We start from the raw sequence: 22,686 nt of genomic DNA, 5'->3' as shown, positions 1-22,686 counted from the left end.
TTCACCGTTATCCGTCCCAGCCTGTAGGGTTCCATTCGCACTGCTCGCGCAGTGCATCGCCTCCGTAGCTCAGGGGATAGAGCGCCGGTTTCCGGTACCGTAGGCCGCAGGTTCGATTCCTGCCGGGGGCACAGATGAGACCGCTGGGTGACCAGCGGTTTCTCTCATTTTCACCGGAACCTGCGGTGCGCATTCGTGTGGATATGTCACGCTGCCTGCAGCATGGAAACAGCAGAAGCACGCCACGTCATCTTCGACGCCGACGGTGTCCTCCAACACCTCCCCGGAGGTTGGTACGCGGCCGCCGAGCCGTTCCTCGGGGACCGGGCCGAGGAGTTCCTCCGTGCCGCGTGGGCGAAGGAGGCTCCGATGCAGGCCGGCGCGGACGGCGACTATCTCGCCATGCTCGCTGACCTGTTGGAGGAGTACGACGCGACCGCGCCGGTCGAGGACGTCTACTCCGCCGTGTGGAACCGGGTCGAGGTCAACCCCGAGTCGGCCGATGTCGTACGCCTGGTGCGAGCAGCTGGCTACGGAGTGCACCTCGGCACCAACCAGGCCCCGCACCGCAGCACGTTCATGCGCACCACGCTCGGCTACGACGACCTGTTCGACGTGAGTTGCTACTCCTTCGACCTCGGCGTGGCCAAGCCCGAGCCGGAGTTCTTCCGACGCGCTGCCGCCCGCATCGGCGCCGATCCGCGCGAGATCGTCTTCGTCGACGACAAGGCGATCAACGTCGCCTCCGCCCGATCCATCGGCATGGCCGCCGTCCACTGGACGTTCGAGTCCCACGCCGAGGCCTCTGTGGCGGGCACCGACGCGCCGGCCGACCACACCAGTCATGCCGCACTCCGCGATCAGCTGGCAGCCCACGGCGTTCGCCTCTGATCCTTCGGCCGGCGTCGAGGCCGGCGGCAGCAGAGCAGGAGCCTCAGGTTCTGCGACGTTGGAGGGCGTCGAGGAGCGGCTCCACCGCGAGCACCGCGACGACAGCGAGAGCCGCGGTGACCGCCACGCCCGGCTCGCCCGCGATGACGGCAGCGACGACGGCAGCTGCGCTCACGACGTACGGACGCAGGAACGTGCAGGGGCCGAGAATGACCGCGGAGGCGAGGTATCTCAGCTCCCAGCGAAGCAGTCCGTACGTCGCCAGGGCGAGCAGGACGATCGCTGCGAACGGGGCAATGAACAGGAGAAAGATGTCGGCAGCCGAGCCGTACGCGTCGATGCCGCCGCCCCTACGCAGAAGGTCGATCGCGAGAGCGGCGAGCGCGGGCAGCGACAACAGAACGAACAGGCCGGCGCCGCGCACCATGCCCTCACGATCCCCGCGGGTGTGGTCGACCATTCCGCTACGACCCTGCGCGGAGCGGAACCCGCTGAACACGGCGTCGAGAGCACCCAGCAGGACGAGAACAGCCAGGCTCATCGGCGGACCCCGACGAGCGGGCGGAGCACGTCGAGCGCTCGTGGGTGCCAGCGCGATCCCTCACGCACCTCGACCGCATAGTCGGGCGCGCCTCGCTCCGCTGCCGCCAGCAACGTCTCGGCCGGATGGGCACGACGTGCGGACATCACGCCGTCGTGGCGGGAGATCGGCTCACGCATCCGCGCCTGATGGAAGATCCAGGCACCCATGGTCGACCACAGGCACGGCGCGATGTCCCAGTGGGCGAACGCGAAGACCTCCAGCTGCGCCTGGGCGGCGAAGAACCCGGACAGCTCATCCGGGGCGAGATGGTGCATGAGCCCGCTGGACACGACCACGGTGCGGGCACCGTCCGCGACCGCTACCCCCGGCTCGAACGCGTCGCCGGAGACGAACCGGCAGCCGACGCCCTCGATCGTGGCGAGTCGCGAGGCCTCGGAGACGAGCACGGGGTTGAGGTCGACCCCGACCAGTTCGACGTGCTCGGGCAGATCCCCGTGAGCGGCGATCGACCGCAGGACATGCCCGAGCCCGCAGCCCACGTCGACCACTCGCACCGGTGAGTCACCGGTGGGAAGCAACGTACCCACCACCGACGCCACCCGCCGCCCCAGCTGCAGTTCCTCCCCCAACCGCTGCAACTCGCGGTGGATCCTCAGCCCGAGGGCATCCACCGCCGCCACATCCAGCACCCCGTCTCGCTCGGGCAACCGTGCCACGATCCGCGCCGCTCTCCTCTGCCCGCGAGACCGCAGTAGCTCGGCCGCCTCGTCTCGAAGCACCGGATCCCCTGAGTCCGACCAGAGCAGGTCGGTGATCTCCAAAGGGCCTGGGCGCATGGACGAAGTCAACCTCATGCCCGAACTGCCGCACCCGGAGTACCCAGTCGGCTCCCGGTCAGAGACCTTCGGCGAGCGTGTGAGCGACGAGGGCGTTGGCGTGACCGTGCCCGAGGTCGTACTCGCTCTTCAGGTGGGCCACGATCTGCATGTGCTTGGTGATCCCGCACTCGCGGATGATCTGCTGCCACTCCGCGATCGGGCGGCCGTACTTCTTCTCGATGGACGGGAAGTAGGCGGCGGGGCCCTTCACCTGGTCGGTCATCTCTGGTCTCCTTGGGTAAATCGTGGCGACGATCGCCACATGCCTACGCGTCGAACCGAGCATGACCGCTTCGACACGACCACAACAGAAATTCGGGAGACCCACGTGACCAGCTATCCCCCAGCCCCCTGGAACATGCACGGATCGATGTGGCTCTCGGTCTACCGGCTCGCTCACGACGTCGACGAGCAGCATCCGAAGGGCATCTACGCCGTCGCCCTGGTCGACTACACCGAGCCGAGCCCGCTGACCTACCACGAGCTCCTCTCCGCACGGGTGATCACCGCCTCCAACGGGAAGAAGGCGGTGAGCGTCGTCGACATCTGGGTGGACTCCCCCGACTCCGTGGCCGGCGGCCGTACGTTGTGGGCGATCCCGAAGGGGCTGGCCAAGTTCAGCGGAGGGTCGTCGACCAAGGGACCGCTGGCGACCCACACCTGGGAGGCGAGCTACGACGACGGCCCGATCGCGACGGCCAAGTTCAACGATGTCACCCAGATCGCCCCGCGCCTCCCGATGCAGGGCAACGTGGAGCAGCCGGGCATCGAGGAGCACCCCGACACCGCCTGGCTCACCATGAAGGGCCGCGCCAAGCTCCTGCCCGCACGCGGAAGCTGGAACTTCGACCCCGACGGCCCGCTCGCCTACCTCCGCGACGCCACCAAGCTCGGCTCCTTCCGTGGCAAGGGCTTCGAGATCGCCTTCGGCTGAGTCCTGAGTGTCGGTGGTCGCGAGTAGCGTCGATGGGCATGAATGCACTCCACATCGACTACCTCGAGCTCGCGGTCACCGACCTCCCGACCTCGCGCACCTTCTACGAGTCCGCCTTCGGCTGGTCCTTCAACGACTACGGCGGGATGTACGCCGGGATCGCGGGGCCCGACGGCAAGGACGAGAACGGCGGGATGTACGCCTCCGAGACCCCCGTCGCGCCGCTCCCGTTGATCCGCACGAACGACCTCGAGGCAGCTGTCGTGGCCGTCGAGAAGGCCGGCGGCACGATCACAGAAGCGCCCTACGACTACCCCGGCGGGCGTCGGTTCATCTTCACCGACCCGTCCGGAAATCGGCTCGGGGTCTACCAGCCCGCTGAGTAACTGGGCTCGAAGGGTAGGTCTCGACCCGCTTCGCTCGCTCGACCTCCTCGCGTTGCGCCATCGCTCGTTCCTCGCGATGACGCAGGCTCGGAAACCTAAGGCTCGACCGAATTACCGGGACCGCCCTAGACTCCGACCGCATGACCGACGCTACGCCGGCTCTGCTCGCGTATCTGTCCCGGTGGCTCGATGAGCCCCAGGGCGATCGCGACGCGGAAGCCGTTCTCTGGGGGAGAGTTGCGAAGGTGAGCGAAGAGGCCGGCGAGGCCATCTCCGCACTCATCGGAGCCACCGGACAGAACCCCCGACTGAGCCCTTTCTCAGGCAACACCCACAGCTACGACGACGTCGTCGACGAGCTCCTCGATGTTGCGATCACCGCGATGACCACGGCCGAGCACATGACCGCCGGCGCACCGACCTAGAGCGAGCTCAGGACTTCTTCCGCTTCGCGGCCTTCCGCTGAGCGCGAAGCCTGCGCTCCTCGGCGTACATCGCCTCGGCCTCCTCGAGAGTGGGCGCCGAGCCGCCGTACGCCTTCGGCAGCCACCACGAGCCCGGGGGCTGCTCGTCGGCGGGGTGTGCCTTGATCAGCCTGTCGAGCATGGCTTCCATCTGCGACTGGAGCGCGGCGGTCTCGGCGGCCGGGTCCTCTCCGGTCACCGGCAGCGGCGGGCCGATCTCGATGCCGATCGTCTTGTGACGCGACAGGTCGACCTTCTGACCCTTGGTCATGATCCGCTGGGTGCCCCACAGCACGACGGGGATCAGCGGAACCCCGGCGTCGGCGGCGATGCGTACGGTGCCGGTCTTGAGGTCCTTGATCATGAACGAGCGCGAGATCGTGGCCTCGGGGAAGATCCCGACGATCTCACCGTTCTGGAGGTACTCGACGGCCTTCTTCATCCCGGCCGCGCCGTAGCTGCGGTCGATCGGGATGTGGTGGAACGAGCGCATCACCGGGCCGCCGACGGGGTGGTCGAAGACCTCCTTCTTGGCGATGAACCGGGTCAGCCGGCCGCGCTCCGCCCCGGGGAACCCGGCCATGATGTAGTCGACGAAGGAGAGGTGGTTGACCGCCAGCAGGGCACCGCCCGACTCGGGGATGTGCTCCGCGCCGGTCATGTTGATCTTGATGTCGCCGAGCTTGAACCAGGTGCGAGCAGCGGCGATCGTGACCGGATAGCTGATGTCCATGGGCGAATCGTGTCACGTCGGCCTTAACTCAGCCGGACTAGCCTCGCCACATGAGCACCCTCCGTGTGGCGACCACCGACGGGCTCGCACTGGCCGTCACCGACTTCGGGTCTCCCGACGACACCCGCCCGACGCTGGTCTGCGTCCACGGCTACCCCGACAACGCCAGCGTCTGGCTCCCGCTGGTGAGGATCCTCGGCAGCGAGCTGCGGATGGTGACCTACGACGTACGCGGCCACGGCAGCTCGCAGGCGCCGGCGACACGCGAGGGCTATCTGATCGAGCAGCTCAACGCCGACCTGCAGTCCGTCATCGACGCGGTCAGCCCGTCGGCGCCGGTGCACCTGCTGGGCCACGACTGGGGCTCGACCCAGACCTGGGAGGCCGTCGCCGGCAACGTACCGTCCGAGCGGATCGCATCGTTCACCTCGATCTCGGGGCCGAGCCTCGACCAGACCGGCGCGTGGCTGCGTACGCCCTCGCGGACCGCCCGCGGCGTCCTCCAGCGCCTCAAGCAGGGCGCCGAGTCGACCTACATCGGACTCTTCCAGGCGCCGTTGCTCCCCGAGCTCGCCTGGCGCTCGGGGGTCCTCGACCGGATCGTCGGCGGGTCCGCCGTCGACCGCACCCAGGCCGACCGGATCAACGGCCTCGAGCTCTACCGCGCCAACGCCATCGCTCGGATGAGACGACCGCAGCCACGGCCGGTCACCGTCCCGGTCCAGGTCATCGCCCCGGTCGGTGACGTCTACGTCAGCCGGGCACTGGCGACCGAGGCCCCGCAGCCGTACGTCGCGGACCTGACGGTCCGCGAGGTCGCCGGCTCACACTGGGTGGTCGCCGATCATCCCGAGCGGATCGCTCCGCTGGTGCGCGACTTCGTCGCCGCGCACCCTTGACCTCAGCCCCGGCAGCCGCGGTTGAGACGGCCGTCGTTGCGTGCGTCCTTGCCCATCGCTCGGGCCGCCCCGACGTTGGGGAAGACGACGCTGGCGGCGCCGGCGTTGCCGATCCCACCGGGAACGACGCAGGTGCGGACCTTGCCCGGGTTGATCGCGGCGACCGCGTTGGCGAGCTGGTAGAGGTCGCGGCCGGAGAGGCCGGTGGTGTGCATCTTCTTCATCACCAGCGAGACGCCCTTGGCCTTGAAGCCGATGTCGTACTGCCGGGCGACGATCTTGCGGTGGATGCCGCGGATCACCCGGGACTGGTTGGCCGAGCGGTCGAAGTCACCGCCGGGCAGCGTCTTGCGGGCTCGCGCGAAGTCGACCGAGTGCGGGCCGCTGATGTGGATCCGGCCCTTCTTGAAGCCGTAGCGGGCGACGTACGGATCGCTGAAGGCACGCGGGTTGTCGACGTCGACGCCGCCGATCCCGATCACCATGTCGCTCATGCCGGAGAAGGAGGTGACGAAGACGTACTGCGGCTGCACGCCGACGAGGTCGCCGACGGCGCGGCCCATCAGCTTCGGGCCCCCGTAGAGCAGCGCCGAGTTGATCTTGTCGCGCCCGTGGCCGGGAATGTTGACGTAGGAGTCGCGCGGGATGCTGATGTCGGTCGCGTAGCCGGAGGACGGGTTGAAGCCGATCAGGTGCAGCGCGTCGCCACGGGTGCGGGTGACCTTCTGGCCGGGACGGGCGTCCGAGCCGACGGCGAGGACCCAGATCGTGCCGCCCTTGCGGGTGAACTTGGCGACGTCGAGACCCTTGGCCCACTTGGTCGCGATCAGCTCCGCGCGCGGCTCGGCGACCTCGGCGTCGGGCACGAGGACCGCGGTCAGCGCGAGCACCACGCCCAGCGCCAGCGTGGTCAGCAGGCGGCGGCGTACGAACGTCGTCATCCGGCTCATGACTTCGCTCCCGAAGGGCTCGGCGAGGCGGACGGCGCCGAAGACGGGTCCGGTGCCAGCTTCTCCTCGCGGGTGATGTTGAAGCCGAAGACGGCCCAGGAGGTCTTGGTCGGCACCATGTCGAGGGTGCCGCGGACGGTCTGGCGCGACTCACGTTCACCTGTGGTGTCGTAGACCAGCCGCACCCGCGCGACCGCGCCGACCGGGTAGTTGTTGTTGGCCAGCAGATCGACGTGGACGTCGCTGGCGACCACCTCGACCCCGTCGATGTGAGGAGCGATGGTGGCGTTGCTCATCAGGGTCATCTGCTTGCCGGCCCGGGCGATCGTGCCCTTCGAGAAACCGGGGAAGGACTTCGCGGTGAAGGTCGAGGTCTCGCGCGGGTAGTCGCCCCCGACGTACGCAGCCTGCAGCCACCGGTCGATGACCTTGGCCACATTGGTGGCGACCGCCTGGTGCCGGCTCTTGGGGAACCTGCCCTGCACGTGGACGAGCTTCGTGGCCGACTTCACCGTGGCTGCGGGGGTCGGTGACGGGGACGGCGAGGCGGCCGGCTTGTCGGGCTCGCCGCCGCATCCGGTGAGCGCCAAGGTGCTGCTCAGGGCCGCCGCCGTGAGTGCCGTTGCGACCCGCAGGCTGGTTGGCCAGCGGTGCCTCGTACTGCTGCTCGTCATGTGGGGAATCCGCCTCATAGACCTGCTCCGGGACCGGGCCACTGTACGCATACCGACCCGGGTTGCGTGTACACCCGGTCGGTAACGCAAGATGTGGGACGGATTACATCCTGTCCACAGGGAGAACCTGCATCGGGCATTTGCGTGTTCGTGGGGATAGCCTTGCCCGTGGGCAACCCATTTCTTACAGTGCGAAAATTCGGAAGAGGCGAATCAAGCCGTGTCCTCAGGCACCCCGTCCCCCAACACTGCCGACATCCCAGCGGAATTCGGCGCCAACGAGTGGCTGGTCGAGGAGATGTACGACCAGTACACGAAGGATCCCAGCAGTGTTGACCCCGTGTGGGTGAAGTTCTTCGAGACCAACGGACAGCCTGGCGCGTCGCCGAACGGCGCGGCGGCACCGGCGGCGGCCGCCGCCCCTGCAGCCAAGGCTCCGGTCTCCCCCGCGCCGGCCACCGCGCCCGCGCCGACCACCCCCGCCTCCGCCGAGGCGCCGGCCGCCAAGGCAGCTCCGGCCCCCAAGGCGAAGCCGCGCCCGGCCGCGCAGGCCGCCGAGCCGGCCAAGGGCACCGCGACGCCCACCCCCAAGGACGCCCCGAAGCCGACCGCCGTCGCCGTCACCGACGAGCCGACCTACACCACGCTGCGCGGCATCCCCGCCGCCACGGCCAAGAACATGGACGTGTCGCTCTCGGTGCCGACCGCGACCTCCGTGCGCAACATGCCGGTCAAGCTGCTGTGGGACAACCGCACGGTCATCAACAATCACCTCAAGCGCGCTCGCGGTGGCAAGGTCTCCTTCACCCACCTCATCGGCTACGCCATCATCAAGGCGATCAAGGCGATGCCGGCGATGAACAACACCTACGCCGAGGTCGACGGCAAGCCGACCCAGGTGACTCCGCCGCACATCAACCTCGGTCTGGCCATCGACCAGCAGAAGAAGGACGGCACCCGCCAGCTCGTCGCGCCGTCCATCAAGGGCTGCGAGCTGATGGACTTCGCCGGCTTCTGGACGGCGTACGAGGACATCGTCCGCAAGGCCAAGGACAACAAGCTGTCCATGGCCGACTACTCCGGCACCACGGTCAGCCTGACCAACGTCGGCGGCATCGGCACCAACAACTCGGTGCCGCGGCTGATGCAGGGCCAGGCCGCGATCATCGGCGTCGGCTCGATGGACTACCCGCCCGAGTTCCAGGGCGCCTCCAACGCCACCCTGGCCAAGAGCGCGGTCTCGCGGATCATGACGATGACCTCGACGTACGACCACCGGGTCATCCAGGGCGCGCAGTCGGGCGAGTTCCTGGCCACGGTCCACCGGCTCCTGCTCGGTGAGAACGACTTCTACGACGAGATCTTCGCGTCGCTGCGGATCCCCTACGAGCCGATCCGCTGGAACCAGGACATCGACACCACCCACGACGACCAGATCTCCAAGCAGGTCAAGGTCGGCGAGATCATCCACGCCCACCGCGTGCGTGGTCACATGATGGCCGACACCGACCCGCTGGAGTACAAGCAGCGTTCGCACCCCGACCTGCAGATCGAGTCGCACGGGCTGACCCTGTGGGACCTCGACCGCGAGTTCCCGGTCGGCTCCTTCGCCGGCGGCCGCAAGCCGTTCATGAAGCTGCGCGAGATCCTCGGTGTCCTGCGTGACTCCTACGTCCGCACCACCGGCATCGAGTACATGCACATCCAGGACCCCGAGCAGCGCCAGTGGATCCAGGACCGTGTCGAGCGGCCCTACGACAAGACCCCGCGCCAGGAGCAGCTCAGGATCCTGTCGAAGCTCAACGAGGCCGAGGCCTTCGAGACCTTCCTGCAGACCAAGTTCGTCGGCCAGAAGCGGTTCTCCCTCGAGGGCGGCGAGACCGCGATCCCGGTCATCGACGAGGTCTGCGAGGCCGCCGCCGAGGCCGGTCTGGACGAGGTCACCATCGGCATGGCCCACCGCGGCCGCCTCAACGTGCTCGCCAACATCGTCGGCAAGTCCTACAACCAGATCTTCCGCGAGTTCGAGGGCAACATCGACCCGCGCACGGTCCAGGGCTCCGGCGACGTGAAGTACCACCTCGGTGCCGAGGGCGAGTTCCTCTCCGACCTGGGCGACACGATCAAGGTCTCCGTCGCCGCGAACCCGTCCCACCTCGAGACCGTCGACCCGGTCCTGGAGGGCATCGCCCGCGCCAAGCAGGACGTGCTCGACCAGGGCGCGGTCTTCCCGGTCCTGCCGCTGCTGGTCCACGGTGACGCCGCCTTCGCCGGCCAGGGTGTGGTCGCGGAGACGCTCAACCTGTCCCAGCTGCGTGGCTACCGCACCGGTGGCACCGTCCACCTGGTCATCAACAACCAGGTCGGCTTCACCACCTCGCCGGGCTCCTCGCGCTCCTCGCTCTACGCCACCGACGTCGCACGGATGGTCCAGGCGCCGATCTTCCACGTGAACGGCGACGACCCGGAGGCCTGCGTACGCGTCGCGCGGCTCGCCTTCGAATACCGCCAGGCGTTCAACAAGGACGTCGTCATCGACCTCATCTGCTACCGCCGCCGCGGTCACAACGAGGGCGACGACCCGTCGTTCACCCAGCCGATGATGTACGACCTGATCGAGCAGAAGCGCTCGGTCCGCAAGCTCTACACCGAGTCGCTGATCGGTCGTGGTGACATCACGATCGACGAGGCTGAGCAGGTGCTGGCCGCCTACCAGGCGCGCCTGGAGCAGGTCTTCACCGAGGTACGCGAGGCCGACAAGATGCCGCAGGCCTGGGAGACCGTCCCGGACTACCCCGAGAAGCCTGCCGGCGAGACCGTCACCGCGATCACCAACGACGTGCTGAAGCGGATCGCGGACTCGTACGTCACCCCGCCGGAGGGCTTCACGGTCCACCCGAAGGTGATGCCGCAGCTGCAGCGCCGCGCGACCCAGATCACCGACGGCGGCATCGACTGGGGCACGGGCGAGACGCTCGCGTTCGGGTCGCTCCTGATGGACGGGCGCCCGGTTCGTCTGGCTGGTCAGGACTCGCGTCGCGGCACCTTCGTGCAGCGCTTCGCGACCATGATCGACCGCAAGAACGCCGACGAGTGGACGCCGCTGAACAACCTCACCGAGGACCAGGCGAAGTTCTACGTCTACGACTCGCTGCTCTCCGAGTACGCCGCTCTCGGCTTCGAGTACGGCTACTCGGTCGCCCGGCCGGACTCGCTGGTCCTGTGGGAGGCGCAGTTCGGTGACTTCGTCAACGGCGCCCAGTCGGTGATCGACGAGTACATCTCCGCGGGCAAGACCAAGTGGGGCCAGGACTCCGGTGTCGTGCTGCTGCTGCCGCACGGCTACGAGGGCCAGGGTGCCGACCACTCCTCGGCACGCATCGAGCGGTTCCTCACGCTGTGTGCCGACGAGGCCATGGTCGTGGCTCAGCCGTCCTCGCCGGCCTCCTACTTCCACCTGCTTCGTACCCACACCCTCGGCGCCGAGCACCGGCCGCTGATCGTGTTCACCCCGAAGTCGATGCTGCGCCGCAAGGAGGCCGCCTCCCAGCCGGCCGATTTCACCTCGGGCTCGTTCCAGCCGGTCATCGCCGACACCGAGGCGGACGCCTCGAAGGTCAGCACCGTCCTGCTGGTCTCCGGCCGCCTCACCTGGGACCTCACGGTCGAGCGTAAGAAGCGGGACCGCGACGACGTCGCGATCGTCCGCGTCGAGCAGCTCTACCCGTGGCCGACCGAGGAGCTGGCCACCGAGCTCGCGAAGTACCCCAACGCGCAGGTCAAGTGGGTCCAGGACGAGCCCTTCAACCAGGGCCCATGGCCGAGCTACTACCTCAACGTGGTTCCCGAGCTGGGCCGCGAGGTCGAGCCGATCACCCGCCCGGCTTCCTCCACCACTGCCGTCGGCACCATCAAGCGGCACACGGTCGAGCAGAAGGAGCTCATCGACCGCGCGTTCGCCTGATCGCCTGGCCAGCGGAGCGCGACGCAGGAGCGCTGCGCGTCGGCATGGCGGGTTGAGCGAGCGCACGGCCGAGCTTGCGAGGCCGTGACCGCGAGTCGAAACCCACACATCAGCACACGCGAAGCCCCCTTGGCCACAAGGCCGAGGGGGCTTCGTACGTCCTGGCTCAGACCGGGACCGGGACCGGCTCTTCGCTGAGCCCGACCTTGCGGTGCAGGCGTCGCAACGGGCGCGGCGCCCACCAGGCAGCTTCCCCGAGCATCCGCATGGCTGCGGGGAGGAGGATGCCGCGGATCAGGACCGCGTCGATGAGGATCGCCAGCCCGACCCCGAGGCCGAAGAACTTCATGAAGCTGATGTCGCTGACCATGAACGCGAAGAAGCTGGTCGCGATCAGGGCGGCGGCCGTGGTGACGATCCGACCGGTGTGGGCCAGGCCCTGCACCACCGCATCGACGTTGCTCAGGCCGCGGCGGCGCATCTCGGTGATCCGGCCGAGCACGAAGACCTCGTAGTCCATCGACAGCCCGAACGCGATCACCAGCAGCAGGACGACCATCGAGACGTTGAGCGGCATGGCGGTGAAGCCGAGGAGATCGGCACCGAATCCCTCCTGGAAGATCAGCACGGTCGTCCCGACCGTCGCGCCGAGGCCGATGAGGTTGAGCACCAGCGCCCGTAGCGACTGGATCAGGCTGCCGGTGAACAGGAACAGGATCACCACCATCGCGATCGCGAGCCCGCCGACGGCGTACGGGAGCTTGGCGCCGATCGCGTCGAGGGAGTCCAGCAGCTCCGCGGCGCCGCCACCGACGAGCGCCTCGGTCCCGGCCGGGGTGGGGACGGCGCGTACGTCACGGACCAGGTCACGCGCCTCCTCGGACTGGCGGTCGAGCTGGTTGACGACGGCGAGCTCGTCGGCGCCGTCGCCGGGCGGGAGAGCGGGTGTCGTCGAGGCGAGGGCACCGTCGACGTACGTCCCGACGCGGGTGTCGACACGGTCGACGTCGTCGACCCGGGAGAGATCGGCGGCGTACGTCGCCAGGCTCTCCTCATCGACGCTCGAGGTGGTCACGACGCGGATGGGGCTGGTGCCGTCGCCGTCGAACTCCTCGCGAAGCAGATCGCCGGCCTGACGGCTCCCCGCCGATGCCGGGAGGACCCGATCGTCGGGGGTGCCGAACTCGATGGCGGCCAGCGGCGCGGCCATCGCGAGCAGGACTGCCACGACCGGGAGCGCCACCCACGGCCGTCTGGTGACGAAGCCGGCCAGCCGCGTCCAGAACGGGGCGGCGCCGCCACGGAGACCGCGTACGCCGGGGACGCGGAGGGCATCGATCCGGTCGCCCAGGAGGGTGATCGTGGCAGGGAGCAGCACGACCGCGACCACCGCCGTGATCACCATGACCCCGATGCCGGCGTACGCCGAGGAACGCAGGAAGTAGAGCGGGAAGACGAGCAGCGAGGCCAGCGAGACGGCGACCGTGGTGGCGCTGAAGACGATCGTGCGGCCGGCGGTCTCCACGGCGCGCACGACGGCGTCGGCGTGCTCCGCTCCGGCGGCTCGCTCCTCGCGGACCCTCGCCACCATCAGCAGGCCGTAGTCCACCGCGAGTCCGAGCCCGAGGCCGGTCGTCAGGTTGAGGGCGTAGATGGAGACGTCGGTGAAGTTGCCGAGCACCGAGAGCTCGGCGAAGGTGCCGGCGATGGCGAACCCGCCGACGCCGATCGTGACGATGGCGGCGACGACGTTGCCGAAGGCGAGGACCAGCAGCGCGATCATCAGCGGGATCGCGATCGCCTCGGCGAGGGCGAGGTCGGCGCCGATCTGGCTGCCGACCTCCTCGAAGGTCGCGAGCTGGCCGCCGACGTGGACCGTGGCCCCGTCGTTCGCGGTCTCGTCGGTGTAGCGGTCGATCACCGCGGCGGCGTCGACCGTGTCGGGGTTCTTGGCGCCGACGGAGATCAGTCCGTGGGCGCCATCCTCCGAGGTCATACCGGGGCCGGGGGCATCGAGGTAGGAGACGACGTCGGTCAGGTCGTCATCGGCTCGGAGGCGGTCGACGAGCACCTGAGCGTCTTTCGCAGCGGTGCCTTCGGTCACCGCGCCGTCCGCTGCACTGACGGTCAGGAGGAAGCCGGCCCCGTTGCCGAAGCCCTCCTCCAGCGCGGTGGCCGCGCGGCTGCTCTCCGAGGCGGGGTCGTCGAAGCCGGCGTCGTCGAGCTTGCCGAAGGCCGAGGTGGCCAGGTAGATCGCGCCGAGGAGGGCGACCAGGCCGATCACCAGGACCCGGCGCGGATTTCGCACCACGAGGGTGCCGAGTCGGTGGAACACGATTCCTCCAGAATGAATGTGGGCAGGCGTAAACTTTGCAGGTGTTAACTTTCCCTTTGATGTGGGCAGGTGTCAACATGAATTCCGTGAAATCCTCTGAGAGCTCGGACGAGGGCGCCCGGCCCTACCACCACGGCGACCTCCGGAACGCGCTGGTCGATGCGGCCGCGACGCTTGCCGAGGAGGGCGGCCCGGACGCGGTGACCATCCGAGCCACGGCCCGCGCCGTCGGCGTGACCCCGACCGCGACCTACCGCCACTTCGCCAACCAGTCCGACCTGCTCCACGCCGCCAAGCACGAGGCGATGGACCGTCTCACCGCGACGATCCTCGAGCTCCTGGCCGCCGAGACCCCCGCACCCCACCCGGCCGAGGCCGCGGTGCAGCGTCTCGCGGCTGCCGGCCGGGGGTACGTCCACTTCGCCCTCGCCCAGCCCGGACTGTTCCGCACCGCGTTCTGCCGGCCCGCCACGGACGACGGGCATCCGACCGAGGAGCTCTCCCAGATCCTGGCGGAAGCCCCGCCGTACGCCTTCCTCACGACCGCTCTCGACGACCTGGTCGACGCCGGCTGGCTTGCGCCCGAGCTCCGTCCCGATGCCGAGACGGCCGCCTGGTCCACCGTCCACGGCCTGTCGGTCCTCTTCGTCGACGGCCCCTACCGCCACGTCCCTGTGCCCGAGCGCGACCGGCTCATCAACGTCACCCTCGGCATGGTCGTCCGCGGCCTCTCCGGAGGCCCGGCCTCCGACGCCCCACTGAACGCAGAATGAAAGACTGAGGCCATGTACTTCACCGACCGCGGCATCGAGGAGCTCGTCACCCGTCGGGGCGACGAGGAGGTCACCCTCGCCTGGCTGGCCGAGCAGCTCCAGGCCTTCGTCGACGTCCACCCCGAGCACGAGACGGCGATCGAGCGCCTCGCCACCTGGCTGGCCCGCCTCGACGACCCCGAGGACTGACAAGCCGAGAAGTCACTGACGCCGGTCGAGTTGGCACGTACGTGCCAACTCGACCGGCGTCAGTGACTTCTCGGCCGACGCGGGCGACTACTCGCCGAGGTCTTTCTCGGCTCGCTTCGCCGCGGCGCGGAGCTCGAAGAGCTCGGTGGCCATGCCGCCGATGGCACCGGCCACGTCACGTACGGCGCCGGTGATGATGACCGCTACCTGACCGACGGTGGTCGCGGTGACCTCGACGGCGCTCTGGGCGACATCCTTGCGGATCTCGTTCTTGCTCAGCTCGGGCTCCATGACGACCCATTGTGGCTGGTCAGGCGTCATGCCGCGACCTCTTCGAGAGCAGGTGCGGCCTGGACGCGGTCGGCGACGGGGCGCTTGCGGTCGGGGAGGGCGTACTTGCAGATCTTCTTGAAGACGCCCCACAGCTGCTGGTGCAGCGGGCCGGTGTTGTAGGCCAGGTCGTAACGCTCGCAGATCTCGCGGACCTCCTCGGCGATCTCCGGGTAACGGCGGGCGGGGAGGTCGGGGAAGAGATGGTGCTCGATCTGGTGGGACAGGTTCCCGGACATGATGTGGAAGATGCGCCCGCCGGTGATGTTGGCGGAGCCGAGGAGCTGGCGGTAGTACCAGTGGCCCTGGGTCTCGTCCTCGCACTCCTCCTGGGAGAAGGAGGCGACGCCGGCCGGGAAGTGGCCGCAGAAGATGATGTTGAAGGCCCAGATGTTGCGTACCAGGTTGGCCACGCCGTTGCCGAGGAACGTCAGCGGCGCCAGCGGTCCGGTGAGCAGCGGGAAGAGGAGATAGTCCTTGAGCGCCTGGCGCTTGACCTTCTTCATCAGGCCGCGGTGCAGCTCGGCGTTGTCCGACATCTTCCGCTTGCCGGCGACGATGTTCTCGACCTCGAGGTCGTGCATCGCGACGCCCCACTCGAAGAAGATCATCAGCAGGAACGCGTAGATCGGGTTGCCCAGGAAGTAGGGGTGCCACTTCTGATCCTCGTCCATCCGCAGGATGCCGTAGCCGATGTCGCGGTCCTTGCCGAGGACGTTGGTGAAGGTGTGGTGGATGTAGTTGTGGGAGTACTTCCACTGGTCGGAGGGGCAGACGTTGTCCCACTCGAACATGCGCGAGTTGAGGTCGGGGTCGCCCATCCAGTCGTACTGGCCGTGCATGACGTTGTGCCCGATCTCCATGTTGTCGAGGATCTTGGAGATCGACAGACAGGCGACGGCCGGAACCCAGCCGATCACGGGCAGATAGAAGAGCGCGCGGCCGGCGAGCTCGAAGGCGCGCTGCTTCTTGACGATGTCGTAGATGTACGCCGAGTCCTTCTCGCCCAGGTCCGCGACGATGCGCTGCCGGATGGCGTCCATCTCGGCACCGAAGGCTTCGAGCTCCTCGGCGGAGAGGCGGCGGTTGCCGGTGTTCTCAACGGTGGTCATGGGGGTCTCCTAATGAGGAAGGGTCAGAGGTCCACGGAGCAGTCGCCCTCGGGCGTGCTCACGCAGATCCGGATCTGTTCGTCGGGGAGCTCGGAGGTCTCGCCGGTGAGGACGTTGCGGACCCGTCCGGAGCTCTTGTTGGTCGTGCAGGAGAAGCAGATCCCCATCCGGCAGCCGGACTCGGGGGTCAGCCCCGCGGCCTCGGCCTGGTCGAGGATTGTGGCGCCGTCGTTGGCGACGGTCTTGCCGGTGCGCGCGAACTCCATCTCGCCGCCGGCCACGCCGGCGTTCTTGGGCGGCTTGAAGTACTCCACGCGGAGCGACTCGGTGCCAACGTAGGCAGCCTGAGCCGCCTCGATGAGCGACGCCGGCCCGCAGGCCCAGGTCGGCAGGTCCCGATATCCCGGGACCAGCTTCGAGAGCAGCGCCGGTGAGAGGTAGGGCGCCCCGTCGGCGGTGTGGAGGATGTGCAGGTCGACGCCGTGGCCCTGGCGACGGATCTCCTCGAGCTCGTCGGCGAAGATCTGACGGTCGGCGCTGGGCGCCCAGTGCAGGAAGGTGACCATGCCCCGGTGCGTACGCCGCTGCAGGGAGCGCAGCATCGACATCACCGGGGTGATGCCGGACCCACCCGAGATCAGCACGATGTGCTCGGGCACGCGGTCGGGGAGGACGAAGTCGCCCTCGGCCTGGGACAGGTGGACCAGGGTGCCGACGGTGGCCCGCTCGGTGAGGAACTTGGAGATGCTGTGGGGAGTCGCGTGCTCGTCGTCGTGGGCGCGCACCGTGATCGTGAGCGGCTCACCCGGCTTGCCCTCGGTGTTGGAGACGGTGAAGACGCGGGTGGTACGCCGCCCCTCCCCCGTGTCGATGCCGACACTGACGTGCTGGCCGGCGCGGTGGCCGCGCCAGGTCGAGGTGGGCTGGAGCGTCACGGTCGCCACCCGGGGCGCGCCAGGCGCGCTCACCTCCGGGTGGATGTCGGTGATGCGGGCGCGCACCTCGTGCGCGGCCAGCATCGGGTCGATCTGGGTCAGGTAGCGGTCGATGCCGTGCGGTGAGGCGAGCGCCGCAACCGTGCGGGAGCGGAGGATCCGGCCGCCGAGGTCGAGTGCCATGTGTTTCGCCTTTCAGTGAACATCTGTACACCGACAACCATGGCGGGTCATCACTGCACGCGTCAAGACGCCACGGACGTGGTCCAGATCACGGTGTACAGGTGTGCACCTGACGGTCCACCGACCGCTGCGCCTAGGATGGTCTGGTGATCGAGACGGGTGCGGAGCCGGAGAGCCGTGCGGAGCGCAAGCTCCGGACCCGGCGAGCGATCCTGGACGCGACGCTGGAGCTATGCACGGACAGCTCGCTGACGGCGCTGTCGCTGCGCCAGGTCGCCAAGCAGGTCGGCATCGTCCCGACCGCGTTCTACCGCCACTTCGACTCCATCGAGTCGCTCGGGCTGGCGCTGGTCGAGGAGTCCTTCGACTCGCTGCGCGACCTCTTCCGCGACGTACGCCGCAACGCGCGGGCCGACCAGGACCCTTCGACAAGCTCAGGACATCGCATTGTCGACGGTTCGATCGATGCCCTCGTCGACCACGTCCACCGGCGCCGCGACCACTTCGGCTTCATCGCCCGCGAGCGGGTGGCCGGCCCACGTTCGGTGCGCGAGGCCATCAGGCGAGAGATCGAGCTCTGCGAGCGCGAGCTCGCCACCGACCTCGCGCTGATGACCGGCACCGACACCTGGACGGCCAAGGACCTGCACGTGCTCTCGTCGCTGTTCGTGACCGTCCTGGTCGCGACCGCGGAGCAGATCCTCTCCACCACCCGCCCCGAGCAGGAGGAGCAGATCGTCGCCACCGTACGCACGCAGCTGAGGATGCTGCTGATCGGTGTCTACCAGTGGCGCTCGGAGTCGTAGCCGACTAGCAGCCGCACACCGCGGGCTCGCGCCCGTGCTCGCACAGCTCGGCCAGCTCGGCGTCGAGATCCGCCTCGGGCTCCTCGACGGGCTCCGCAGCGGTCTCCTCGTGTCCCTCGGCCCGAGCCGGCAGCAGCACGGCCATCACGACCACGATCAGAGCCAGCCCGGCGCTGACCAGGAACGCGGCCTGCAGACCGCTCACCTGGGCCGCGACGGCACCGACCTCGTCGATGACCTGGTCGCTGCGTACGGACATCACGGTGACCGCCAGGGCGGTGCCGAACGCGGCCGCGACCTGCTGCAGCGTGCCCAGGATCGAGGAGCCGTGGGAGTAGAGGTGCGAGGGAAGCGACCCGAGACCCAACGTGAAGACCGGGGTGAAGGCAGCTGCCAGGCTGACCATCAGGACCAGGTGCAGCACCAGCACGAGCAGGTAGGGCGTGGTCAGCGAGATCTGCGAGAGCCCGGCGAGAGCGACCACGATGCCGACTGAGCCCGGGATCACGAGCACCCGGCCGCCGTAGTTGTCGAAGATCCGCCCCACGGTCGGCCCGAGGAGACCCATGGCGAGACCGCCGGGCATCACCAGGAGACCGGTGTAGAGGGGAGAGAGCCCGCGCACGGTCTGCAGGTAGAGCGGCAGCAGGATCATCGAGCCCATCATCGCCAGGAACGCGACCGCCATCAGGACCAGCGACTTGGTGAAGGTGGGGTGCAGGAAGGCGCGCAGATCCAGCAGCGGCGATCCGACCCGCTGCAGTCGGAGCTGACGGAGCACGAACCCGAGGATCAGCAGAGCCCCGAAGGCCGCGATGGCCAGCGGAAGACCGACCTCACCCTCGGCGAAGCGGCTCAGCCCGTAGACGAGCGAACCGAACCCGAGCGCCGCGATGACCACGGAGGCCCAGTCCACGCTGGACTCCGCGGGCTCGTTGACGTTCTCCAGCCGGCGCAGCCCGGACCAGGCGACGCCGACGGCGATCGGCAGGACCAGCAGGAAGAGCAGCCGCCACGAGCCGAAGCCCAAGATCAGGCCGGACAGGGTCGGCCCGAGCGCCGGCGCGACCGAGATCGCCATGGTGACGTTGCCCATCACCCGGCCCCGGTCGCTCTCGTCGACCACCGTCATCAGCGTGGTCATCAGCAGCGGCATCATCACCGCGGTGCCCGCGGCCTGGATGACCCGGCCGGCGAGCAGGATCCCGAAGACCGGCGCGATCGCCGAGATCAGGGTGCCGGCGATGAAGACGGCCATGGCCGTCGCGTACGCCGTCCTGGTCGTCACCCGCTGCAGGAACCAGCCGGTCACCGGGATCACCGACGCCATGGTGAGCATGAACGCGGTCGAGACCCACTGAGCGGCATGCTCGGTGACCCCGAAGCTGTTCATCAGGTTCGGGATCGCGTTGAGCATGATCGTCTCGTTGAGGATCACCACGAAGGTGGCCAGCACGAGCAGGGTGATGACGGCAGGCGTACGCCGCTTCTCACCGTCGATCGGACGGTGTGATGGTGTGACGGCAGCAGTCATGACGAGTTCCTCGGGTCGTACGCAGGGGCCCGTTGCCGCCCGCTCTCATACATAGATCGAACGGGCGGGGCCGATTTCGACATCACGCCACGAGAAACTTTCAAGCCCCCCGGCAGTGACACTCAATGGTCCCTTGCTGAACCGGGGCGAGTCGAACGATATTCCGTACGTCACACCGCCGGCGTCACAGCGTGAAGACAACCTTCCCGAAGAGGTCACCGGCGTGCATCGCCCCGAAGCCGGCCTTGGCCTCGGTCAGCGGCATGGTGCGGTCGATCAGCGGGCGGGCGCCGGTGGCCTCGAGCAGCGAGACCAGGCTCGCCAGCTCGCTGCGGGTGCCCATCGTCGAGCCGATCACCTTCAGCTGCAGGAAGAAGATGTTGGTCAGCAGCGCGTCGTCGAGGTTCGCCCCCGACGTGGTGCCGCTGATGATGATCGCTCCACCCGGACGCAGCGAGCGCACCGAGTGCTTCCAGGTCGCGCGCCCGACGGTCTCGATCACCGCGTCGACCTTGACCGGCAGCCGCTCCCCCGACGGCAGGGCCTCGTGGGCACCGAGCTCGAGGGCACGCTTCTGCTTGGCCTCGTCACGCGAGGTCGCGTAGACCTTCAGGCCGGCCGCCCGGGCGAGCGTGATCGCCGCGGTCGCGACGCCACCGCCGGCGCCCTGGACCAGCACCGAGTCGCCGGCCTTGAGCCCGCCCTGGGTGAACAGCATCCGGTAGGCGGTCAGCCATGCCGTCGGCAGGCAGGCGGCCTCCTCGAACGACATCCCGGCGGGCTTCGGCACGACGTTACGTCGCGGCACGACGACCTTCTCGGCGAAGGTGCCCTGGTGACGCTCGGAGAGCAGCGACCGCTTCGGGTCGAGGGTCTCGTCGCCGGACCAGTCGGGCGAGGAGACCACCGAGTGCACCACGACCTCGTTGCCGTCCTCGTCGAGCCCGGCCGCGTCGCAGCCCAGGATCATCGGCAGCGCCTCGGCCTTGAGGCCGACCCCCTGCAGCGACCACAGGTCGTGGTGGTTGAGCGAGGCCGCCTTGACGGTGACCGTCGTCCACCCGTCCGGAGCGACAGGATCGGGCCGCTCCCCCAGCACGAGGCCGGAGATCGGATCGTCGGATGAGAACTTCTCGGCGTACGCAGCGAACATGCGCTTGACCCTACCGACCGGGGCGGGTCCTCGATCAAGGTGTGCAGATCGCGGGACACATCCCCGGCGGAGCTCCGCCGGGGATGTGTGCCTTCGCCTGCATACCCTGCCGAAGGAACGCTCAGGCGCGAGCGACCCCGTCGATCCGAGCGGCCTCGGCGACCGCAGCGGAGACGGCGGGGCCGACGCGCGGGTCGAACGGCTCGGGGATGATCTTGTCCGCGGACAGCTCGTCACCGACCAGAGCGGCCAGCGCCTGCGCGGCGGCGAGCTTCATGCCCTCGGTGATCGAGGAGGCGCGCACGTCGATCGCACCCCGGAAGATGCCGGGGAAGGCGAGGACGTTGTTGATCTGGTTGGGGAAGTCCGAGCGCCCGGTGGCGACGATGCTGGCGTACTTGTGCGCCACGTCGGGGTGGATCTCGGGGTTCGGGTTGGCCATCGCGAAGACGATCCCCTGCGGCGCCATGGTCGCGACGAGCTCCTCGGGGACGGTGCCGCCGGAGACGCCGACGTAGACATCGGCGCCGGCCAGCGCGTCGGCCAGCGAGCCCGAGCGGCCGGTGACGTCCGCGGTCACCTCGGCGATCGCCTTCTTCGACTCGGTCAGGTCCGAGCGGGTCGAGGAGATGACGCCCTTGCGGTCGAGCAGGACGAGGTCCTTGATGCCGAACTCGAGCAGGATCTTGGCGACCGCGACGCCGGCGGCGCCGGCACCCGAGATGACCACGCGGGTCGACTCCGGGTTGCGGCCGGTCAGCTTCAGCGCGTTCATCAGCGCAGCCAGCGTGACCACGGCGGTGCCGTGCTGGTCGTCGTGGAAGACCGGGATGTCGAGCGCCTCCTTGAGGCGGTCCTCGATCTCGAAGCAGCGCGGCGCGGAGATGTCCTCCAGGTTGATCCCCCCGAACGAGGGCGCCATCCGGATGACGGTCTCGACGATCTCGTCGACGTCGGTGGTGTCCAGGCAGATCGGGATGGAGTCGACGCCGCCGAACTCCTTGAACAGCACCGCCTTGCCCTCCATCACCGGCATCGCGGCGGACGGGCCGATGTCACCGAGACCGAGCACGGCGGTGCCGTCGGTGACGACCGCGACGGTGTTCGGCACCCAGGTGTAGGTCTGGGACAGCTCCGGGTTCTCGGCGATCGCGGTGCAGACCCGGGCGACGCCGGGGGTGTAGGCCATCGACAGCGATGCCCTGTCGGAGACCGATGCGGTCGCGGCGATCGCCATCTTGCCGCCGCGGTGAAGCTCGAACACCGGGTCGCCGTCATAGGCGGTGGACTCGGTGGACAGGGTGGACTCGGTCATTGGGGGGCCTCCAGAAACTACGGACTCGGACGTCGGGCGGTCGAACGCGAGCCGAGGGGTGGAGCCGCGCAAGGCGCCATCTACAGGGATGTGATGCCCGGATGGCAGTTTCCCACAGGCTACCGGAGGAAACGGTTGATGTTTCCTACAAGGTGACCAAGGCCTCATCTGGAGCCCTCATCCAGAGACTTGCCCCAGGATGCGTGGGCGCGGCCACAGTCGGGCCACGACGACGCCGATCACGTCGGCGTCCGCGACCGGCCCCCGGTGACGGGAGTCGATCACCCCCGGAGCAGCCGGGTTGTCCGAGAGCAGCCACCACCCGGAGCGCCCGGAGACGGTCGTACGCCGCTCGACCGCGCGCTTCACCACGACCGCCCCGTCGGCGAGCCGTCCGACGACCACGCACCCGGGCACCGGCGTACGTCCGTAGGAGACCCACAACCGGTCCCCCGCTCGCAGCGTCGGCTCCATCGAGACCCCTACGACCTTCGCCATCCCCCAGCTGTGTCGGGGTGCCCTGGCCGCGATGTCTTCCATGCGGAGTAGTGTCGCAATCCGTAGGACACATGAACACTCTTTGAGAGGACCCGCATGTTCGCGCGACTTTTCGCTCCCACCATCGAGGTCTCGGCCCACTGCGACCTGCCCTGCGGCGTCTACGACCCCGCCCAGGCCCGCATCGAGGCCGAGTCCGTCAAGGC

General features: G+C 68.7%; 24 protein-coding genes and 1 tRNA gene. 11 read left to right on the top strand and 14 right to left on the bottom strand.

Annotation, left to right across the window (positions count from 1 at the left end; all coding sequences use genetic code 11):
* Positions 1-58: 58 nt before the first annotated feature.
* Both BLT25_RS15735 and BLT25_RS15730 read left to right on the top strand, forming a co-directional pair.
* Positions 59-131: transfer RNA gene (locus BLT25_RS15735), tRNA-Arg, on the top strand.
* 91 nt (positions 132-222) lie between these two features.
* Positions 223-891: an HAD family hydrolase gene (locus BLT25_RS15730; RefSeq protein ID WP_091047747.1), complete on the top strand. Its 669-nt coding sequence runs from the start codon at positions 223-225 to the stop codon at positions 889-891.
* Between the two features lie 43 nt (positions 892-934).
* Here the strand turns inward: BLT25_RS15730 and BLT25_RS15725 are convergent, their stop codons facing one another.
* The 3 genes from BLT25_RS15725 to BLT25_RS15715 form a co-directional block, all read right to left on the bottom strand.
* On the bottom strand, positions 935-1,432 hold the full coding sequence (locus BLT25_RS15725; RefSeq protein ID WP_091047744.1) for a hypothetical protein: 498 nt from the start codon (positions 1,430-1,432) through the stop codon (positions 935-937).
* Complete coding sequence (locus BLT25_RS15720) at positions 1,429-2,151, bottom strand: methyltransferase domain-containing protein (RefSeq protein ID WP_176883968.1); 723 nt, start codon at positions 2,149-2,151, stop codon at positions 1,429-1,431. Before BLT25_RS15720 ends, BLT25_RS15725 begins: the two co-directional genes overlap by 4 nt.
* Before the next feature lie 178 nt (positions 2,152-2,329).
* Entirely contained in the window at positions 2,330-2,536 is a 207-nt protein-coding gene (locus tag BLT25_RS15715; RefSeq protein ID WP_091047739.1) for a DUF4287 domain-containing protein, read from the bottom strand.
* Positions 2,537-2,575: 39 nt separating this feature from the next.
* On the opposite strand from BLT25_RS15715, the gene BLT25_RS15710 reads away from it, so the two are divergent.
* The 3 genes from BLT25_RS15710 (at position 2,576) to BLT25_RS15700 (ending at position 4,058) form a co-directional block, all read left to right on the top strand.
* The gene (locus BLT25_RS15710; protein WP_091047735.1) at positions 2,576-3,247 is read left to right on the top strand and encodes an acetoacetate decarboxylase family protein; all 672 of its coding nucleotides are present in this window, start codon (positions 2,576-2,578) and stop codon (positions 3,245-3,247) included.
* Positions 3,248-3,285: 38 nt separating this feature from the next.
* Positions 3,286-3,633: a VOC family protein gene (locus BLT25_RS15705; protein ID WP_091047732.1), complete on the top strand. Its 348-nt coding sequence runs from the start codon at positions 3,286-3,288 to the stop codon at positions 3,631-3,633.
* Positions 3,634-3,773: 140 nt separating this feature from the next.
* A complete protein-coding gene (locus BLT25_RS15700) occupies positions 3,774-4,058 on the top strand; it encodes a MazG-like family protein (protein ID WP_091047729.1) in 285 nt (94 codons plus the stop codon).
* Positions 4,059-4,065: 7 nt separating this feature from the next.
* Here the strand turns inward: BLT25_RS15700 and BLT25_RS15695 are convergent, their stop codons facing one another.
* Positions 4,066-4,830, bottom strand: a complete 765-nt coding sequence (locus tag BLT25_RS15695; RefSeq protein WP_091047727.1) for a lysophospholipid acyltransferase family protein — start codon at positions 4,828-4,830, stop codon at positions 4,066-4,068.
* A 50-nt stretch (positions 4,831-4,880) separates the two neighbouring features.
* Here BLT25_RS15695 and BLT25_RS15690 point away from each other — a divergent pair, with 50 nt between their 5' ends.
* Positions 4,881-5,729: an alpha/beta fold hydrolase gene (locus BLT25_RS15690; protein ID WP_091047724.1), complete on the top strand. Its 849-nt coding sequence runs from the start codon at positions 4,881-4,883 to the stop codon at positions 5,727-5,729.
* A 2-nt stretch (positions 5,730-5,731) separates the two neighbouring features.
* Here the strand turns inward: BLT25_RS15690 and BLT25_RS15685 are convergent, their stop codons facing one another.
* Together BLT25_RS15685 and BLT25_RS15680 are read right to left on the bottom strand one after the other, a co-directional pair.
* Entirely contained in the window at positions 5,732-6,679 is a 948-nt protein-coding gene (locus BLT25_RS15685) for an LCP family protein (RefSeq protein ID WP_091047722.1), read from the bottom strand.
* On the bottom strand, positions 6,676-7,353 hold the full coding sequence (locus tag BLT25_RS15680) for a hypothetical protein (protein ID WP_143033771.1): 678 nt from the start codon (positions 7,351-7,353) through the stop codon (positions 6,676-6,678). Before BLT25_RS15680 ends, BLT25_RS15685 begins: the two co-directional genes overlap by 4 nt.
* 220 nt (positions 7,354-7,573) lie before the next feature.
* Here BLT25_RS15680 and BLT25_RS15670 point away from each other — a divergent pair, with 220 nt between their 5' ends.
* A complete protein-coding gene (locus tag BLT25_RS15670; RefSeq protein ID WP_091047714.1) occupies positions 7,574-11,317 on the top strand; it encodes a multifunctional oxoglutarate decarboxylase/oxoglutarate dehydrogenase thiamine pyrophosphate-binding subunit/dihydrolipoyllysine-residue succinyltransferase subunit in 3,744 nt (1,247 codons plus the stop codon).
* Positions 11,318-11,483: 166 nt separating this feature from the next.
* On the opposite strand, the gene BLT25_RS15665 is transcribed toward BLT25_RS15670, so the two are convergent.
* Positions 11,484-13,652 (bottom strand): MMPL family transporter, encoded by a 2,169-nt coding sequence (locus BLT25_RS15665; RefSeq protein ID WP_091047712.1) that lies wholly within the window; start codon positions 13,650-13,652, stop codon positions 11,484-11,486.
* Between the two features lie 86 nt (positions 13,653-13,738).
* Here BLT25_RS15665 and BLT25_RS15660 point away from each other — a divergent pair, with 86 nt between their 5' ends.
* Both BLT25_RS15660 and BLT25_RS29935 read left to right on the top strand, forming a co-directional pair.
* Positions 13,739-14,425 carry a TetR/AcrR family transcriptional regulator gene (locus tag BLT25_RS15660; protein ID WP_218131371.1) on the top strand — a complete coding sequence of 229 codons (687 nt, stop codon included), beginning with the start codon at positions 13,739-13,741 and terminating at the stop codon, positions 14,423-14,425.
* Between the two features lie 12 nt (positions 14,426-14,437).
* On the top strand, positions 14,438-14,614 hold the full coding sequence (locus BLT25_RS29935) for a DUF6104 family protein (protein ID WP_008362094.1): 177 nt from the start codon (positions 14,438-14,440) through the stop codon (positions 14,612-14,614).
* An 87-nt stretch (positions 14,615-14,701) separates the two neighbouring features.
* On the opposite strand, the gene BLT25_RS15650 is transcribed toward BLT25_RS29935, so the two are convergent.
* Genes BLT25_RS15650 through BLT25_RS15640 form a run of 3 tightly spaced genes read right to left on the bottom strand, consistent with a single transcriptional unit; the run spans position 14,702 to position 17,174 of the window.
* Positions 14,702-14,935, bottom strand: a complete 234-nt coding sequence (locus BLT25_RS15650) for a hypothetical protein (RefSeq protein WP_256328621.1) — start codon at positions 14,933-14,935, stop codon at positions 14,702-14,704.
* A complete protein-coding gene (locus BLT25_RS15645) occupies positions 14,932-16,056 on the bottom strand; it encodes a fatty acid desaturase family protein (RefSeq protein ID WP_091047704.1) in 1,125 nt (374 codons plus the stop codon). Before BLT25_RS15645 ends, BLT25_RS15650 begins: the two co-directional genes overlap by 4 nt.
* A 23-nt stretch (positions 16,057-16,079) precedes the next feature.
* Entirely contained in the window at positions 16,080-17,174 is a 1,095-nt protein-coding gene (locus tag BLT25_RS15640; RefSeq protein ID WP_091047702.1) for a flavin reductase family protein, read from the bottom strand.
* A 146-nt stretch (positions 17,175-17,320) separates the two neighbouring features.
* On the opposite strand from BLT25_RS15640, the gene BLT25_RS15635 reads away from it, so the two are divergent.
* Positions 17,321-17,980, top strand: coding sequence for a TetR family transcriptional regulator (locus tag BLT25_RS15635; protein WP_091047700.1), 660 nt, complete (start codon positions 17,321-17,323; stop codon positions 17,978-17,980).
* Between the two features lie 4 nt (positions 17,981-17,984).
* Here the strand turns inward: BLT25_RS15635 and BLT25_RS15630 are convergent, their stop codons facing one another.
* The 4 genes from BLT25_RS15630 to BLT25_RS15615 form a co-directional block, all read right to left on the bottom strand.
* On the bottom strand, positions 17,985-19,514 hold the full coding sequence (locus BLT25_RS15630; RefSeq protein ID WP_091047697.1) for an MDR family MFS transporter: 1,530 nt from the start codon (positions 19,512-19,514) through the stop codon (positions 17,985-17,987).
* A gap of 184 nt (positions 19,515-19,698) precedes the next feature.
* Positions 19,699-20,667: a zinc-binding dehydrogenase gene (locus tag BLT25_RS15625; protein WP_091047696.1), complete on the bottom strand. Its 969-nt coding sequence runs from the start codon at positions 20,665-20,667 to the stop codon at positions 19,699-19,701.
* Between the two features lie 121 nt (positions 20,668-20,788).
* Complete coding sequence (locus BLT25_RS15620) at positions 20,789-21,982, bottom strand: NAD(P)-dependent malic enzyme (protein WP_091047693.1); 1,194 nt, start codon at positions 21,980-21,982, stop codon at positions 20,789-20,791.
* Between the two features lie 177 nt (positions 21,983-22,159).
* Complete coding sequence (locus BLT25_RS15615) at positions 22,160-22,522, bottom strand: S24 family peptidase (protein ID WP_091047690.1); 363 nt, start codon at positions 22,520-22,522, stop codon at positions 22,160-22,162.
* A gap of 54 nt (positions 22,523-22,576) precedes the next feature.
* On the opposite strand from BLT25_RS15615, the gene BLT25_RS15610 reads away from it, so the two are divergent.
* Positions 22,577-22,686, top strand: a 110-nt coding sequence (locus tag BLT25_RS15610) for a superoxide dismutase [Ni] (RefSeq protein WP_305367623.1), incomplete at its 3' end; no start/stop codon positions are given.

This window comes from Nocardioides sp. YR527, assembly GCF_900101045.1.
Lineage (GTDB): Bacteria > Actinomycetota > Actinomycetes > Propionibacteriales > Nocardioidaceae > Nocardioides.
This window is presented reverse-complemented; position numbering and strand designations above follow the sequence as displayed.